The sequence below is a fragment of the Pseudomonas sp. VI4.1 genome, from assembly GCF_002029345.1.
Taxonomy (GTDB): domain Bacteria; phylum Pseudomonadota; class Gammaproteobacteria; order Pseudomonadales; family Pseudomonadaceae; genus Aquipseudomonas.
In genome coordinates this window covers 53,431-69,504 of record NZ_MULM01000174.1, presented here as the reverse complement: position 1 = coordinate 69,504, position 16,074 = coordinate 53,431, and the positions used below count along the sequence as shown (strand labels likewise).

14 protein-coding genes and 1 pseudogene are annotated in these 16,074 nt (G+C 58.6%); 11 read left to right on the top strand and 4 right to left on the bottom strand.

Annotated elements, in window-relative coordinates:
- The first annotated feature begins 71 nt into the window (after nt 1-71).
- The 3 genes from hisG (at nt 72) to hisC (ending at nt 3,224) form a co-directional block, all read left to right on the top strand.
- A complete protein-coding gene (gene hisG, locus BZ163_RS24685; protein WP_007901570.1) occupies nt 72-707 on the top strand; it encodes an ATP phosphoribosyltransferase in 636 nt (211 codons plus the stop codon).
- 124 nt (nt 708-831) lie between these two features.
- Nucleotides 832-2,169: a histidinol dehydrogenase gene (gene hisD, locus BZ163_RS24680; RefSeq protein WP_128872994.1), complete on the top strand. Its 1,338-nt coding sequence runs from the start codon at nt 832-834 to the stop codon at nt 2,167-2,169.
- Between the two features lie 2 nt (nt 2,170-2,171).
- Nucleotides 2,172-3,224: a histidinol-phosphate transaminase gene (gene hisC / locus BZ163_RS24675; protein ID WP_128872993.1), complete on the top strand. Its 1,053-nt coding sequence runs from the start codon at nt 2,172-2,174 to the stop codon at nt 3,222-3,224.
- Between the two features lie 102 nt (nt 3,225-3,326).
- Here hisC and algW read toward each other — a convergent pair whose 3' ends face one another.
- On the bottom strand, nt 3,327-4,514 hold the full coding sequence (algW, locus tag BZ163_RS24670) for a Do family serine endopeptidase AlgW (protein WP_128872992.1): 1,188 nt from the start codon (nt 4,512-4,514) through the stop codon (nt 3,327-3,329).
- A gap of 102 nt (nt 4,515-4,616) precedes the next feature.
- Between algW and BZ163_RS24665 the strand changes: the two genes are divergently transcribed.
- The 6 genes from BZ163_RS24665 to BZ163_RS24640 all read left to right on the top strand — a co-directional run bounded on the left by BZ163_RS24665 (nt 4,617) and on the right by BZ163_RS24640 (nt 11,170).
- Entirely contained in the window at nt 4,617-5,375 is a 759-nt protein-coding gene (locus BZ163_RS24665) for a Nif3-like dinuclear metal center hexameric protein (protein ID WP_128872991.1), read from the top strand.
- A 255-nt stretch (nt 5,376-5,630) separates the two neighbouring features.
- Nucleotides 5,631-6,548, top strand: a complete 918-nt coding sequence (gene cysD, locus BZ163_RS24660) for a sulfate adenylyltransferase subunit CysD (protein ID WP_064679702.1) — start codon at nt 5,631-5,633, stop codon at nt 6,546-6,548.
- 9 nt (nt 6,549-6,557) lie between these two features.
- Complete coding sequence (gene cysN / locus BZ163_RS24655; RefSeq protein WP_128872990.1) at nt 6,558-8,456, top strand: sulfate adenylyltransferase subunit CysN; 1,899 nt, start codon at nt 6,558-6,560, stop codon at nt 8,454-8,456.
- 695 nt (nt 8,457-9,151) lie between these two features.
- Entirely contained in the window at nt 9,152-9,682 is a 531-nt protein-coding gene (locus BZ163_RS24650) for a hypothetical protein (RefSeq protein ID WP_128872989.1), read from the top strand.
- Nucleotides 9,683-9,685: 3 nt separating this feature from the next.
- Nucleotides 9,686-10,270 carry a 2OG-Fe(II) oxygenase gene (locus tag BZ163_RS24645; protein WP_128872988.1) on the top strand — a complete coding sequence of 195 codons (585 nt, stop codon included), beginning with the start codon at nt 9,686-9,688 and terminating at the stop codon, nt 10,268-10,270.
- Between the two features lie 3 nt (nt 10,271-10,273).
- Nucleotides 10,274-11,170 (top strand): hypothetical protein, encoded by an 897-nt coding sequence (locus BZ163_RS24640; RefSeq protein WP_128872987.1) that lies wholly within the window; start codon nt 10,274-10,276, stop codon nt 11,168-11,170.
- A gap of 198 nt (nt 11,171-11,368) precedes the next feature.
- Here BZ163_RS24640 and BZ163_RS24635 read toward each other — a convergent pair whose 3' ends face one another.
- From BZ163_RS24635 to BZ163_RS24625, 3 genes are read right to left on the bottom strand one after another with little or no spacing between them, the layout of a single operon-like run.
- The gene (locus BZ163_RS24635) at nt 11,369-12,274 is read right to left on the bottom strand and encodes an acyltransferase (protein WP_128872986.1); all 906 of its coding nucleotides are present in this window, start codon (nt 12,272-12,274) and stop codon (nt 11,369-11,371) included.
- Nucleotides 12,275-14,374, bottom strand: coding sequence for a phosphate acetyltransferase (gene pta, locus BZ163_RS24630; protein WP_128872985.1), 2,100 nt, complete (start codon nt 14,372-14,374; stop codon nt 12,275-12,277). It abuts the gene before it with no gap.
- 60 nt (nt 14,375-14,434) lie between these two features.
- Nucleotides 14,435-14,773: a DUF3565 domain-containing protein gene (locus BZ163_RS24625; RefSeq protein WP_128872984.1), complete on the bottom strand. Its 339-nt coding sequence runs from the start codon at nt 14,771-14,773 to the stop codon at nt 14,435-14,437.
- Between BZ163_RS24625 and BZ163_RS24620 the strand changes: the two are divergent.
- Nucleotides 14,742-15,226: pseudogene (locus tag BZ163_RS24620) on the top strand (peptidylprolyl isomerase). The gene BZ163_RS24625 and the pseudogene BZ163_RS24620 sit on opposite strands and share 32 nt — an antisense overlap.
- Nucleotides 15,227-15,347: 121 nt before the next feature.
- Nucleotides 15,348-15,830 (top strand): glutathione peroxidase, encoded by a 483-nt coding sequence (locus BZ163_RS24615; protein WP_128872983.1) that lies wholly within the window; start codon nt 15,348-15,350, stop codon nt 15,828-15,830.
- The last annotated feature ends 244 nt before the right edge of the window (nt 15,831-16,074 follow it).

Below are 16,074 nucleotides of genomic sequence, written 5' to 3'. Positions count from 1 at the left end.
TTCAGGCTCGATGTGTGTCCGGCGCCATTTGCGACCGGGCATCAGTAGCCTGATAAGGACTGACGTTTCCCATGTTGACCATCGCACTGTCCAAGGGCCGCATCCTTGACGACACCCTGCCGCTTCTGGCTGAAGCGGGCATCGTGCCGACCGAGAATCCGGACAAGAGCCGCAAGCTGATCATTCCCACGACCCAGGCCGATGTGCGCCTGCTGATCGTGCGCGCCACCGATGTGCCGACTTACGTCGAGCATGGCGCCGCCGACCTCGGTGTCGCCGGTAAAGATGTGCTGATGGAATACGGCGGCCAGGGTTTGTACGAGCCGCTGGATCTGCGTATTGCCCTCTGCAAGCTGATGACCGCTGGCCGTGTCGGCGATGTCGAGCCCAAGGGCCGGTTGCGGGTGGCGACCAAGTTCGTCAACGTTGCCAAGCGCTACTATGCCGAACAGGGCCGTCAGGTCGACATCATCAAGCTCTACGGCTCGATGGAACTGGCTCCGCTGATCGGTCTGGCGGACAAGATCATCGACGTGGTCGACACCGGCAATACCCTGCGCGCAAACGGCCTGGAGCCGCAGGATTTCATTGCCGACATCAGCTCTCGCCTGATCGTCAACAAGGCGTCGATGAAAATGCAGCACGCCCGTATCCAGGCGTTGATCGACACCCTGCGCAAGGCAGTGGAGTCTCGACACCGCGGCTGATTCACCTGCGCGACGCTGAGTCGCGCCGTCTATCCGCCTCATAGCCAGAATTCTCAGGTGCCCAAGCGGATCGAATGTTAGCTTCGGGCGCCTGAGTTTTTGCCAATTCTATGAGGCTCTCGCTATGACCGCACCGACTGCAATTCGCCGACTCAACGCTGCTGACCCGGATTTCGCACATCATCTGGATCATCTGCTGAGCTGGGAAAGTGTGTCCGACGACTCGGTCAATCAGCGCGTGCTGGACATCATCAAGACCGTGCGTGAGCGTGGCGATGCGGCGCTGGTGGACTACACCCGGCAGTTCGACGGCCTGGACGTTGCCTCCATGGCCGACCTGATCCTGCCGCGCGAGCGCCTGGAACTGGCCCTGACGCGGATCACCGTGCCCCAGCGCGAAGCCCTGGAAAAAGCCGCATCCCGCGTGCGCAGCTACCACGAAAAGCAGAAGCAGGACTCCTGGAGCTACACCGAAGCCGATGGCACGGTGCTGGGCCAGAAGGTCACGCCGCTGGATCGCGCCGGTCTGTACGTACCCGGTGGCAAGGCGTCGTATCCGTCCTCGGTACTGATGAACGCGATTCCGGCCAAGGTGGCCGGCGTGACCGAAGTGGTCATGGTCGTGCCGACTCCCCGCGGTGAAATCAACGAGCTGGTGTTGGCCGCGGCCTGCATCGCCGGTGTCGACCGCGTCTTCACCATCGGTGGCGCGCAAGCGGTCGCCGCGCTGGCTTATGGCACCGAAAGCGTGCCGAAGGTCGACAAGGTGGTCGGGCCGGGCAACATCTATGTCGCCACCGCCAAGCGCCACGTGTTCGGCCAGGTCGGTATCGACATGATCGCCGGCCCCTCGGAAATCCTCGTGGTGTGCGACGGCAAGACCGATCCGGACTGGATCGCCATGGACCTGTTCTCCCAGGCCGAGCACGACGAAGACGCCCAGGCGATCCTGGTCAGCCCGGACGCCGAGTTCCTCGACCAGGTCGCCGCCAGCATCGCCAGACTGCTGCCGACCATGGAGCGCGCCGAGATCATCGAAACCTCGATCAACGGCCGCGGCGCGCTGATCAAGGTCCGCGACATGGACCAGGCCATCGAAGTGGCCAACCGCATCGCGCCGGAACACCTGGAGTTGTCGGTCGCCGATCCGCAAGCCTGGCTGCCGCAGATCCGTCACGCCGGCGCGATCTTCATGGGCCGTCACACCTCGGAAGCCCTGGGCGACTACTGCGCCGGTCCGAACCACGTGCTGCCGACTTCCGGCACTGCACGGTTCTCCTCGCCGCTGGGTGTGTACGACTTCCAGAAACGCTCGTCGATCATCTTCTGCTCCGAGCAGGGTGCGTCGGAGCTGGGCAAGACCGCTTCCGTGCTGGCCCGTGGCGAGTCGTTGACCGCCCACGCGCGAAGCGCCGAATACCGCATCGTTGACGAAGACTTTCCACAAGGGCAGGGGAACTGAACATGAGCAAATTCTGGAGCCCGTTCGTCAAGAATCTGGTGCCTTACGTACCGGGCGAGCAGCCGAAACTGGCCAAGCTGGTGAAGCTCAATACCAATGAAAATCCGTACGGTCCATCGCCCAAGGCCCTGGCGGCGATGCAGACCGAACTGAACGACAATTTGCGCCTGTACCCGGACCCGAACAGCGATCTGCTGAAAAACGCAGTCGCCAGGTACTACGGGGTACAGAGCAATCAGGTGTTCCTCGGCAACGGTTCCGATGAAGTCCTGGCGCACATCTTCCACGGTCTGCTGCAACACGATCAGCCGCTGCTGTTCCCGGACATCAGCTACAGCTTCTACCCGGTCTACTGCGGGTTGTACGGCATCGCCTTCGACGCCGTACCGCTGGACGCGCAGTTCCAGATCAATCCGACCGACTACGCCAAACCGAACGGCGGGATCATTTTCCCTAACCCGAACGCGCCGACCGGCTGCCTGCTGGCGCTGGAAGCGGTCGAGCAAATCCTCAAGGCCAGCCCGGACTCGGTGGTCGTGGTGGATGAGGCTTATATCGATTTTGGTGGCGAGACGGCGATCACGCTGGTGGACCGTTACCCGAACCTGCTGGTGACTCAGACCCTGTCCAAGTCCCGCTCTCTGGCCGGGCTGCGGGTGGGTCTGGCGGTCGGCCATCCGGACCTGATCGAGGCACTGGAGCGGATCAAGAACAGCTTCAACTCCTATCCGCTGGATCGCCTGGCGATTGTCGGCGCGACGGCAGCATTCGAAGATCGCGAGCACTTCGACAAGACGTGCCGGTGGGTGATCGAGAGTCGCGACAAGGTGGTCGGGCAATTGCAAGCGAAGGGCTTTGAAGTGTTGCCGTCAGCGGCGAACTTCATTTTTGCTCGCCATCCGCAACACGATGCAGCGGGCCTGGCGGCGAAGTTGCGCGAGCAGGGTGTGATCGTGCGGCACTTCAAGCAAGAGCGGATTGCCCAGTTCCTGCGGATCAGCATTGGTACGCCTGAGCAGAACCAGGCGCTGATCGACGGCCTGGCCGACCTCTAAACCACACCGCGGTCCCTGTAGGAGCGTGGCTTGCCCGCGAAGGCATTCTACCAGTCAACATCATCGTTGAATCTGATGGCCTCTTCGCTGGCAAGCCAGCTCCTACAGGGATTTGTGTTGCTGCTTACTCTTCTTCTTTCTCTTTGGCCGGCGCCGTGCAGGCGGCGGACGCAGTCCGACTTCCGCCACGAGCTTGAGCTCCTTGCCGTTGCGCATCACCTCAATCGTGACCTTGTCGGTCGGCTTGATCCGCGCCACCTGGTTCATCGAACGACGGCCATCGCCAGCCGGTTCGCCATCGATGGCGAGGATCACATCGCCCAGTTGCAGCCCGGCCTTCTGCGCCGGGCCATCACGGAAAATCCCCGCCACTACGATTCCCGGACGCCCGGACAGACCAAAGGACTCCGCCAGTTCCTGGGTCAACGGCTGCACTTCGATCCCGAGCCAGCCGCGGATCACCTGGCCGTGCTCGATGATCGACTTCATCACGTCCATGGCCAACTTGACCGGAATCGCGAAACCGATGCCTTGCGAACCGCCGGACTTGGAAAAGATCGCCGTGTTGATGCCGGTCAGGTTGCCGTTGGCATCCACCAGCGCGCCGCCGGAGTTGCCCGGGTTGATCGCCGCATCGGTCTGGATGAAGTCTTCGTAGTTGTTCAAGCCCAGCTGATTACGCCCGGTGGCGCTGATGATGCCCATGGTCACGGTCTGGCCGACGCCGAACGGGTTGCCGATGGCCAGGGCCACGTCGCCGATGCGGATATTGTCGGAACGGCCGACGGTGATCGAGGGCAGATGCTTCAAGTCGATCTTCAGCACCGCGAGGTCGGTTTCCGGGTCGCTGCCAATCACCCGGGCCAGGGTTTCCCGGCCATCCTTGAGCGCCACCACGATCTGGTCGGCACCGCTGGTCACATGGTTGTTGGTCAGCAGGTAGCCTTCCGGGCTCATGATCACGCCCGAACCGAGGCTCGACTCCATGCGCTTCTGCTTGGGCGAGTTGTCGCCGAAAAAGCGCCGGAACTGCGGATCCTCGAACAGCGGATGGTTCGGTTTGTTGATGACCTTGGTGGTGTACAGGTTGACCACCGACGGCGCGGCCGTGGTCACCGCATCGGCATAGGACACCGGGCCCTGTTGCATGATGGTGGTTTGCGGGGCTTGCTGCAGGTTGACGTCGAGGCTCGGGAGCCCGACCCACTGCGGGTAACGCTGGATGATCAATAGAGCGATAAGCACGCCGGCCAACAGCGGCCAGCCGGAAAAACGCAGCGCCTTGAGCATTAAGCACGTCCTGAAAGGTTGCAGGCGGTATGAGACCGCCCATAATGTCGCGCATTATACGAGGCCAAGCGCGCCTCCGAACGGGATATTTAGGAGTCTTTTATGGCCGTCGCCCTGAGCACCCTGGTCGAAGAAGCCGACCGTTACCTGAACAGTGCCAAGATTGCCGATTACTGCCCCAACGGCTTGCAGGTCGAAGGCCGGCCGCAGGTGATGCGCATCGTCAGTGGCGTCACCGCCAGCCAGGCGTTGCTCGACGCCGCGGTGGAGGCCAACGCCGATCTGGTGCTGGTGCATCATGGCTATTTCTGGAAGGGCGAGAATCCGTGCATCACCGGCATGAAGCAGCGTCGGTTGAAGACGTTGCTCAAGCACGATATCAGCCTGCTGTCCTACCACCTGCCGCTGGATCTGCACCCGGAAGTCGGGAACAACGTGCAGCTTGCTCGTCAGTTGGACATCACTGTCGAAGGCCCGCTGGACCCGGACAACCTCAAGGTTGTCGGCCTGGTCGGCTCCTTGAACGAACCGCTGACACCGCGGGATTTCGCCCGTCGCGTGCAGGAAGTCATGGGCCGCGAGCCATTGCTGATCGAAGGCAGCGAGATGATTCGTCGGGTGGGTTGGTGCACCGGTGGCGGCCAGGGTTACATTGACCAGGCGGTGTTGGCCGGCGTCGACCTGTACCTGTCCGGCGAAGCCTCCGAGCAAACCTTTCACAGCGCCCGGGAAAACGACATCAGCTTCATCGCCGCCGGTCACCATGCCACCGAGCGCTATGGCGTGCAGGCGTTGGGCGATTACCTGGCACGGCGTTTTGCCTTGGAACATATCTTCATCGATTGCCCGAATCCGATCTAACCCGGATTGCGGGTATATGAACCCCTGCAGGGGCTGGCTTGCCAGCGAAGACGTTCTTGAGAACGCCGCAAGATTCAAGGCCGCGTTCGCTGGCAAGCCAGCTCCTACAGGGGGGCTGCAGCACCCAAACGAGGGGGTATATTCATATACCCTTTCGATCTAGTTAGCGTCCTGATTAGAAGAGGTCGCTGTGCTAGGATTCCTCGCTCGAACACGGCCCGCTGGCCGTCCATAAGATCGTTTTCGTGAGTAGCCATGGTCGACAAACTGACGCATCTGAAACAGCTGGAGGCCGAAAGCATCCACATCATCCGCGAGGTCGCCGCCGAGTTCGATAACCCGGTGATGCTGTACTCCGTCGGTAAAGACTCCGCCGTAATGCTGCACCTCGCGCGCAAGGCATTCTTCCCGGGCAAACTGCCGTTCCCGGTGATGCACGTCGACACCCAGTGGAAGTTCAAGGAAATGTACGCGTTCCGCGACCGCATGGTTGAAGAACTTGGCCTGGACCTGCTGGTGCACGTCAATCCCGAGGGCGTGGCACAGGGCATCAACCCGCTGACCCACGGCAGCGCCAAGCACACCGATATCATGAAAACCGAAGGCCTCAAGCAGGCTCTCGACAAGTACGGTTTCGACGCCGCGTTCGGCGGTGCCCGTCGCGATGAAGAGAAGTCCCGGGCCAAAGAGCGCGTGTACTCCTTCCGTGACACCAAGCACCGCTGGGACCCGAAAAACCAGCGCCCGGAGTTGTGGAACGTCTACAACGGCAACGTCAACAAGGGCGAATCGATCCGCGTATTCCCGCTGTCGAACTGGACCGAACTGGACATCTGGCAGTACATCTACCTCGAAGGCATCCCGATCGTGCCGCTGTATTTCGCCGCCGAACGCGACGTCATCGAGATGAACGGCACCTGGATCATGATCGACGACGAACGCCTGCTCAATCACTTGAGCGACGAAGACAAGGCACGCATCGTCAAGAAAAAGGTCCGCTTCCGTACGCTCGGCGACTACCCGCTGACCGGTGCGGTCGAGTCCGAGGCCACCAGCCTGACCGACATCATTCAGGAAATGCTCCTGACGCGAACTTCCGAACGCCAGGGCCGGGTCATCGACCACGATGGCGCAGGCTCGATGGAAGAAAAGAAACGTCAGGGTTATTTCTAAGGGGTTGTCATGTCGCACGTATCTGATTTGATCAGCGAGGACATCCTCGCCTACCTGGGCCAGCACGAACGCAAGGAAATGCTGCGCTTTCTGACCTGTGGCAACGTCGACGACGGCAAGAGCACCCTGATCGGGCGCCTGCTGCACGACTCCAAGATGATCTACGAAGATCACCTGGAAGCCATCACCCGCGACTCGAAAAAAGTCGGCACCACCGGTGACGACATCGACCTGGCCTTGCTGGTCGACGGCCTGCAGGCCGAGCGTGAGCAGGGCATCACCATCGATGTCGCCTACCGCTATTTCTCCACCGCCAAGCGCAAGTTCATCATCGCCGACACCCCCGGCCATGAGCAGTACACCCGCAACATGGCCACCGGTGCGTCCACCTGTGACCTGGCGATCATCCTGATCGACGCCCGTTACGGTGTGCAGACCCAGACCCGTCGCCACAGCTTTATCGCGTCGTTGCTGGGGATCAAACACATTGTGGTGGCCGTCAACAAGATGGACATCAATGGCTTTGACCAAAGCGTGTTCGAGTCGATCAAGGCCGATTACCTGAAGTTCGCCGAAGGCATCGCCTTCAAGCCGACCACCATGGCCTTCGTGCCGATGTCGGCGCTCAAGGGCGACAACGTGGTGAACAAGTCCGAGCGCTCGCCGTGGTACACCGGCCAGTCGCTGATGGAAATTCTCGAAACCGTCGAAATCGCCAGCGACCGCAACTACACCGACCTGCGTTTCCCGGTGCAGTACGTCAACCGTCCGAACCTGAACTTCCGTGGTTTCGCCGGCACCCTGGCCAGCGGTGTCGTGCACAAGGGCGACGAAGTCGTGGTGCTGCCGTCGGGCAAGAGCAGCCGGGTGAAATCCATCGTCACCTTCGAAGGTGAACTGGAACACGCAGGTCCTGGCCAAGCGGTGACGCTGACCATGGAAGACGAGATCGACATCTCCCGCGGCGACTTGCTGGTACACGCCGACAACCAGCCGCAGGTGACCGACGCTTTCGACGCCATGCTGGTGTGGATGGCCGAAGAGCCGATGCTGCCGGGCAAGAAATACGACATCAAGCGCGCCACCAGTTACGTGCCGGGTTCGATCACCAGCATCGTCAACCGCGTTGACGTGAACACCCTGGAAGAAGGTCCGGCCAGTTCGTTGAACCTGAACGAGATCGGTCGGGTCAAGGTCAGCCTCGACGCCGCCATCGCACTGGATGGCTACGCGAGCAACCGCACCACCGGTTCGTTCATCGTCATCGATCGTCTGACCAATGGCACCGTGGCAGCCGGCATGATCATCGCTCAGCCGTTGAGCCATGGCACCAGCACCCACCACGGCAAACTGGCGCACGTCGCCACCGAAGAACGCGCCCAGCGCTTCGGCCAGCAACCGGCCACCGTGTTGTTCAGCGGCTTGTCGGGCGCGGGCAAAAGCACTTTGGCTTACGCAGTTGAACGCAAGCTGTTCGACATGGGCCGTGCGGTGTTTGTACTCGACGGCCAGAACCTGCGTCACGACCTGAACAAAGGTCTGCCACAGGATCGCGCCGGGCGTACCGAGAACTGGCGTCGTGCCGCGCACGTCGCGCGTCAATTCAACGAAGCCGGCCTGGTGACCCTGGCCGCCTTCGTTGCGCCAAGTGCCGAAGGTCGTGAGCAGGCCAGGGAACTGATCGGCAAGGAGCGCCTGCTGACGGTCTACGTCCAGGCCTCGCCGACGGTCTGTGCCGAGCGTGACCCGCAAGGCCTGTACGCGGCGGCCGGGGACAACATCCCGGGCGACTCCTTCCCGTACGACGTGCCGCTGGACGCCGACCTCGTGGTCGACACCCAGTCGCTGTCGCTGGAAGAAAGCGTCAAGCAAGTGCTGGACCTGCTGCGTCAGCGTGGCGCGATCTAAGCGCTAGCTGCACTTAAAGAACCCGCCGATGAGGGATCATCGGCGGGTTTTTTTGTGCCCGTAATATCGCTTTCGCTGCGATGCGGCGATCCGACAAGCCAGCTCCTACATGGATGCATGTTGTCACACCATTATCATACAACGCGGACCCCTGTAGGAGCTGGCTTGCCAGCGAAGAGGCCGGTACAGGCGCCCAAGACTTGGCAGAATAATCACACTGCATCTACCGCAACCCCCCCATCCTTCCCCAGCCAAAAGTAGTCCGCAAACTTCAACGCTGTAGGAAAACTCCATTTGTAACTTTTCCTATACGTAACTACCCGATTGACCATTCTTTGTCAGACCAGGATTACACCCGCCTCGGAAGTCGGTAACTGACATTAATTAAAGTGCCCAGGTAATATTCTCGGCAGATGAAGTGTGTTGTTTCGATCGAACGGATGCCGCTTCGGTAACACTTTAACTGCGGGAGGGTAAAGTATGCCGGTCAAGCTGGCTTCAGCTCTGGAAAGCATATTAACGCTCGACTCTAACCAACCCTTAGGTCTTCGTAGTCACTGCGTTTTCGGGGAGGATATTTCCAATTCGGGAGGCAAGGCCTTCGCAAATAGTGTTGTTTGCAGAGTGAGTGAGCTCGATTCTAAGTAGTGTTTGCGTTCATTAGAGTCGCTTGTGCTTTCGTCGGGAGTTGTGGTGTGGGATATAAAATATTCGATGTTCCCAGTGGTTATGTGCCTAGTGTTTTTGAAGTTGTTTTGTTGGTTGTTATTCTGATGTATTTTTCTATTATTTCCTTGTGGCACCTTGGTAAGGTGATAGAAGTTCCTTCGGCTCCAAGAAAAGTTGTTTTGGAACGCGCTTTTATATACAGGGATATTTCGAAGGCCTCAAAAATTACTTCGAATTTATATCTCAGGGTTGGGCCGGATGATGAAGCATATGATTATGTCATCGAGGCTTCTACTCAAGATATTCAGCGCTTGGATTTGGATAAGTCGCGAAAGCTATGGGTCGCTGTAGAGCCGGATCGGAGTAAACGATTTGTTTGGGGGGTGTATGATAATGAGCTAGGGTTGTTGATAAGTCGTAAGGATATTTTGGGGTGGGTGCAATACAGTAACTCCGCAAATTATTTTGTGGTTGTTACATGGGGTTTTCTGTCTCTGTATTTGCTATTTGTGCTTTTAAAACATGGTGTTTGGAATGGATTTTGGCGAAAAGGATAACGTGTGAAAATCGAGCAGATTGATAATGGAATATTTGTAATCGACGAGTTCTTAACTCAAATTGAAGAGGAAAGCATAAATATTCAGCTTAAAGGTGCGGTCTGGAGATACAACTGGCCAAATTATGAAGAGCTTCCCTTCATTAGACCCTGTTGGCATATTTTTATTGCCGGTAAAGGTCGTCCTGATAGGCAGTCTTGTGTAGAGGAACTGAACAGCAACGAATCATGGCGGTTCCTGATAGGGTTTTGGGAGCGGCTATCAAAATTACATGACTTCAACATTACCTTGCTGGGTGTTTATGCAAATGGCCAGACATTCGGACAAGACACGATTATTCACCGGGATAACAAAATTTATCCAGGGCTGACAGTTATCATTTTCTGTAATGAACATTGGCCTACCTGCTGGGGAGGGGAGCTTGTTTTCTATGATGATAAAAAAGAAAACGTTATCAAGTCTGTATTGCCTAAATCACGGAGAGTTGTGATTTTCGATGGGCGAATTCCCCATGCTGCAAGATCGCCTTCTGTGAAGTGTGATCAGGTAAGAATGACGCTTGCTTTCAAAACAGTTATTAAGGAGTAGTATATGGCAGGTAAGGCCGTAATACTTGTAGGTGTTGTCAATGACGGTGTAACTGTTGGCGCAGCTTCGACTGCAGTCTCAGATCAATTTCTAGTTAACGGGACTGGGATGGTGCTGTTGAATCAAACGGCGCAAACAGGCGCGCTGATAGCGAGTGTGACCTCCGTGACAAAGCTAGCGGGGCCTTATGTTCCGATTGTAAGCATGCCTGCCAATATAGTTGCGGGAACAATTACCTTTCTGAAAATTGGAATAGATATCAGGGGCGGCGCGAAACTCCAGGAGGGTGACGTTGTTAGTCTTGTCGGCAATGTTGCAGGTGTGATTGCTACAATGACAATATTGGGCGGGGCAGCACCTTGGATTATTGCAAGTTTAGGTATTGTTACTGTAGGAGTTGGGCTGTATTCAATTCGGGAAACTGAAACGTATAAAAAAATCACGAAAAGCGCAGCGAGCTTTTTTGAAGGCAATACATTGGATAGCTATCTTGACTATTCTTGCGCCCCCGATATGCAAATCGTTCATAGAAATACGTTGAGAGACGCATACGGTAATCAGATGCTTTCCTGTCAATGGATATCTGAAACTGGAGAGTTGCAGGCGTTCCCGATGGCTGTTCCCCCTGAAGGCATTGGTAACGGTGTTGGTGGAGAAGGGGTAGAGGTATCAGAGGCACCAGAGGTGCCAGAGGTGCCAGAGGTAGAGGCTGAGGGTGATAGTGGAGGTATTGGTAGCAGTTTTTATCCCCCTACAGTACCTGTCACACCTGCACCCCCTCCTGAAACAATCCCAGTAGTTACCATTGGTCCTCTTGATTTTGGTGACGGAAGTTCTGGTGCTGACGATAATGGTGATGAGTATGGTTGCTGTACAGGAGGAAGTGATGGTTATGTTTAGTGGTTCGCATTCATAAGTTCATATTTTGCCAATAAAACCCGCCGATGAGTAATCATCGGCGGGTTTTATTGTGCCCTTCAGATCGTCTTCGCGAGCAAGCTCGCTCCCACTATTTATCTTCAGGGCACACAAAATGTGTATTCCCAAGAGATCCAATATGGGAGCGAGCTCGCTCGCGATAGGGCCAGACCAGCAACCTTAAGACTTGGCGGGATACTCCCGATGCATCTGCTCCAGCAGCGCATCCTTATCCAACCACAACTGATTGATCCACCCCTGAAACTGCAATCGATACTCCCCATCCTGCTCATAATTCTTGCCGATAAACTCCGGCGGAATCTTCACCTCCTGGAAATGCACCACCACATCCTTCACGTTCCCGCAGAGCAAATCCCAATACCCCGGACGTCCGCCCGGGTAGTGAATTGTCACGTTGACGATCGACTCCAGCTGCTCGCCCATCGCATCCAGCACAAACGCGATGCCACCGGCCTTGGGCTTGAGCAGGTACTTGAACGGGGATTTCTGCTGCGCATGTTTGGCTTCGGTAAAGCGCGTGCCTTCGACGAAATTGAAAATGCCCACCGAGTCATGGCGGAACTTCGCACAGGTCTTGCGCGTGGTTGCCAGGTCCTTGCCTTTCTTCTCCGGGTGCTTTTCCAGGTAGGCCTTGGAGTAGCGCTTCATGAACGGAAAGCCCAGCGTCCACCAGGCCAGGCCAATCACCGGGACCCAGATCAGCTCCTGCTTGAGAAAGAACTTCAGCGGCTGGATGCGCCGGTTGAGCACGTACTGCAGCACCATGATGTCGACCCAGCTCTGATGATTGCTGGTGATCAGGTACGAGTGGCGATAGTCCAGGCTTTCGAGACCGCTGAGGTGCCAGCGGGTGCGGCAGACCAGGTCCATCCAGGCTTTGTTGTTGCTGATCCAGGCTTCATGGGTATGGCTCATCAGCCAGCGCGTGAAGCGCTGGGCGAGGGCGAAGGGCAATACCTTGAAGATCGCCACGCAGAACAGGAACGAGCACAGCAGGATGGTGTTGAGCGCCAGCAACAGCGATGCAATCACGCCGCGTACGGCGGCAGGCAGGAAATCGAGCATTTAAAGGTCCACAGGTCGGTTGGCCGCTTGAATCGCGGTCAACGCGATGGTGTAGACGATGTCATCGACCTGGGCGCCGCGGGGCAGGTCGTTCACCGGTTTGCGCAGGCCTTGCAGCATTGGCCCGAGGCTGACGCAGTCGGCGCTGCGTTGCACGGCCTTGTGGGTGGTGTTGCCGGTGTTGAGGTCGGGGAACACGAACACCGTGGCGCGACCGGCCACCTGGCTGTTCGGCGCCAGTTGCCGGGCGACGGTTTCGTTGGCGGCGGCGTCGTATTGCAGCGGGCCGTCGATCAGCAGCGAGTGCTGTTGTTCATGGGCGAGCAACGTGGCCTCGCGCACCTTCTCGACTTCTTCGCCGCTGGCCGATTCCCCGCTGGAGTAGCTGATCATCGCCACGCGCGGGGTGATGCCGAATGCGGCTGCCGAATCAGCGCTTTGCAGGGCGATCTCCGCCAGTTCGCTGGCGCTCGGGTGCGGGTTCATCACGCAGTCGCCGTAGACCAGCACCTCTTCGGGAAACAGCATGAAGAACACCGACGACACCAGGGTGCAGCCCGGCGCGGTCTTGATCAGCTGCAGGGCCGGGCGGATGGTGTTGGCGGTGGAGTGAATGACCCCGGACACCAGGCCATCGACTTCATCCAGCGCCAGCATCATGGTGCCGATCACCACGGTGTCTTCCAGTTGTTGCTCGGCCATTGGCGCGTTCAGGCTTTTGGTCTTGCGCAGCGCCACCATCGGCTCGACGTACCGCTCGCGGATCAGGTCCGGGTCGAGAATCTCCAGCCCCGGCGGCAGCTCGATGCCCTGGGCGCGGGCCACGGCTTCCACGTCCGCGGGTTTGGCCAGCAACACGCAGCGGGCAATGCCGCGCGCCTGGCAGATCGCCGCGGCCTGCACGGTCAACGGCTCGCTGCCTTCGGGCAGGACGATGCGCTTGTTGGCGGCCTGGGCACGCTGGATCAGTTGATAGCGGAACACCGCCGGCGACAGGCGCATTTCCCGTGGCGTGCCGCAGCGCTGGTGCAGCCAGTTGGCGTCGAGGTGGCTGGCGACGAAATCGGTGATGATCTCCGCACGTTCGCGGTCGTCGATCGGGATTTCCTTGTTCAGGCCGTTCAGCTGGTTGGCGGTGTCGTAGGAACCGGTGCTCACCGACAACACCGGCAGGCCCGCCTGCAACGCACCGCGACACAGGTCCATGATGCGCGGGTCGGGCAGGGTGTCGCTGGTCAGCAGCAGGCCGGCCAGGGGCACGCCATTCATGGCCGCGAGGCTGACGGCGAGGATGATGTCGTCGCGATCGCCGGGGGTCACCACCAGCACGCCGGGCTTGAGCAGCTCCACGGTGTTGCGCATGGTGCGGGCGCAGATGATGATTTTGGTCATGCGCCGGGTTTCGTAATCACCGGCATTGAGGATCTGCGCGCCCATCAGGTCGGCGACGTCGCGGGTGCGCGGCGCGTTGAGTTCCGGCTGGAACGGAATGCAGCCGAGCAATCTGAAATCGCCGCTGCGCAGCAAGGGCGAGTGTTCCTTCATGCGCGCGGCGAAGGCTTCCATGCTTTCGTCGGTCTTGACCTTGTTGAGGATCACGCCGAGGACTTTCGGGTCTTTCGGTCCGCCGAACAATTGCGCCTGCAGTTCCACCCGGCCGGACAGTTCGGCCAGCACTTCGTTTTCCGGGGCAGAGACCAGGATCACGTCGGCGTCGAGGCTTTTGGCCAAGTGCAGATTGACCCGTGCGGCATAACTGGCGCTACGGGTCGGGACCATGCCTTCGACGATCAGCACGTCCTTGCCGATGGCGGCCTGCTGATACAGGGTGATGATTTCTTCGAGCAGCTCGTCGAGCTGGCCGTCGCCGAGCATGCGCTCGACATGGGCCAGGCCCAAGGGCTGCGGCGGTTTCAAGCCGTGGGTGCGGGCCACCAGTTCGGTGGAGCGTTCAGGCCCGGTATCACCCGGATGGGGCTGGGCAATCGGTTTGAAAAAGCCGACCTTGAGGCCGGCCCGCTCAAGGGTACGCACCAGCCCGAGGCTGATGGAGGTCAGACCCACACCAAAATCGGTGGGTGCGATAAAAAAAGTCTGCATGCGAATTCTCTGGGGGTGCATGGCAATGGTGACAACTTATGACGGGTCGTCTACCGAATTTCAGTCGTCAAGGTTATCGCTTACAGAGCCTTGTGCACACCAACCGCAAGCAAAGGGCTGGCCTATTTTTTCATTGCGCAGCAAAGGGTTCAGCACCCAGGCCCGGGACTGCCACGGTGGCTGGTGGCGCAGGTGCTGAGTGTGGCCGCAGGAAAGCTCGGCCACCCAGTGGCCGTCTTCGTCCTGATGGAAGCCTGTAACAGTCGAGCCTTTCGCTGCGGTCCGTCTGTCCGGGTTGTGTTCGCTTTCGGGCGATTGCTTCGCTAAACTGGGTCTTTCAATATTCTTATGCAAAAGGTCTCGCCCCATGCTGATCGCCGCCAATAAGGCTGTCTCCATCGACTATACCCTGACCAACGACGCTGGTGAGGTCATCGACAGCTCCGCCGGCGGCGCGCCGCTGGTCTACCTGCAAGGCGCAGGCAACATCATTCCAGGCCTGAACGGGCCCTGGACGGCAAGGCAGTCGGTGACGAACTGACGGTCGCCGTAGAACCTGAAGATGCCTACGGCGAGTACGCTGCCGAACTGGTCAGCACCCTGAGCCGCAGCATGTTCGAAGGCGTCGACGAACTGGAAGTGGGCATGCAGTTCCACGCTTCCGCGCCGGACGGCCAGATGCAGATCGTCACCATTCGCGATCTGGATGGCGACGACGTCACCGTCGACGGCAACCACCCGTTGGCCGGTCAGCGCCTGAATTTCCAGGTCAAGATCATCGACATCCGTGATGCCAGCCAGGAAGAAATCGCTCATGGCCACGTCCATGGCGAAGGTGGCCATCATCACTGATTTTCTGCGCTAAGCTTTCGAGTACTGGAGAGGCGCCCGAGGGCGCCTTTTTAGTCCGCGGCTGTCCTTGATGGCACCGCCAAGTGGCTGTTTTGAGAAGAACGGGAATCTGGAGTTCGTCATGAGTGCTTTTCACGACCTTAAATTGACAGCCCTGGATGGTCAGGAGCTACCGCTGGCACCCCTCAAGGGGCGCGTCGTGCTTGTGGTCAACGTCGCCTCCAAATGTGGTTTGACCCCACAGTACGCGGCGCTGGAAAACCTTTATCAGAAATACGAAGCCAAGGGTTTCAGTGTGCTGGGCTTGCCGTGCAACCAGTTTGCCGGGCAGGAACCGGGCACCGAGCAAGAAATCCAGGCGTTTTGCGAACTCAACTATGGCGTGACCTTTCCGTTGTCCAGCAAGCTGGAAGTCAACGGCCACGATCGCCATCAGTTGTACCGTCTGCTGGCGGGCGAGGGCGCCGAGTTCCCGGGTGACATCACCTGGAACTTTGAAAAATTCCTGCTCGGCAAGGATGGACGCGTGCTCGCGCGGTTCTCGCCGCGTACACCGCCGGATGATCCTGCGGTCGTCCAGGCGATCGAAAAAGCCCTGAGCTGACATCTCTTTGTAGGAGCTGGCTTGCCAGCGATGTACCTGAGAGCGCCGCGCAGTATCAGGCTCGCAGCGTTATCGTTGACGACCATCGCGTGTAGGAGCTGGCTTGCCAGCGATGTACCTGAGAACGCCGCGCAGTATCAGGCTCACAGCGTTATCGTTGACGACCATCGCGAGCAGCTCGCTCCTACATTATTCATACCTTTTGAACCTTAATCACCGCAATCAATAGTGCTGTTCAATCTGT

Excerpts from the sequence above, each read along its gene's own strand:
- hisG (WP_007901570.1), top strand. The coding sequence starts at position 72 with ATGTTGACCATCGCACTGTCCAAGGGCCGCATCCTTGACGACACCCTG.
- hisD (WP_128872994.1), top strand. The coding sequence starts at position 832 with ATGACCGCACCGACTGCAATTCGCCGACTCAACGCTGCTGACCCGGAT.
- hisC (WP_128872993.1), top strand. The coding sequence starts at position 2,172 with ATGAGCAAATTCTGGAGCCCGTTCGTCAAGAATCTGGTGCCTTACGTA.
- algW (WP_128872992.1), bottom strand. The coding sequence starts at position 4,514 with ATGCTCAAGGCGCTGCGTTTTTCCGGCTGGCCGCTGTTGGCCGGCGTG.
- BZ163_RS24665 (WP_128872991.1), top strand. The coding sequence starts at position 4,617 with ATGGCCGTCGCCCTGAGCACCCTGGTCGAAGAAGCCGACCGTTACCTG.
- cysD (WP_064679702.1), top strand. The coding sequence starts at position 5,631 with ATGGTCGACAAACTGACGCATCTGAAACAGCTGGAGGCCGAAAGCATC.
- cysN (WP_128872990.1), top strand. The coding sequence starts at position 6,558 with ATGTCGCACGTATCTGATTTGATCAGCGAGGACATCCTCGCCTACCTG.
- BZ163_RS24640 (WP_128872987.1), top strand. The coding sequence starts at position 10,274 with ATGGCAGGTAAGGCCGTAATACTTGTAGGTGTTGTCAATGACGGTGTA.
- BZ163_RS24635 (WP_128872986.1), bottom strand. The coding sequence starts at position 12,274 with ATGCTCGATTTCCTGCCTGCCGCCGTACGCGGCGTGATTGCATCGCTG.
- pta (WP_128872985.1), bottom strand. The coding sequence starts at position 14,374 with ATGCAGACTTTTTTTATCGCACCCACCGATTTTGGTGTGGGTCTGACC.
- BZ163_RS24625 (WP_128872984.1), bottom strand. The coding sequence starts at position 14,773 with ATGGAGACAGCCTTATTGGCGGCGATCAGCATGGGGCGAGACCTTTTG.
- BZ163_RS24615 (WP_128872983.1), top strand. The coding sequence starts at position 15,348 with ATGAGTGCTTTTCACGACCTTAAATTGACAGCCCTGGATGGTCAGGAG.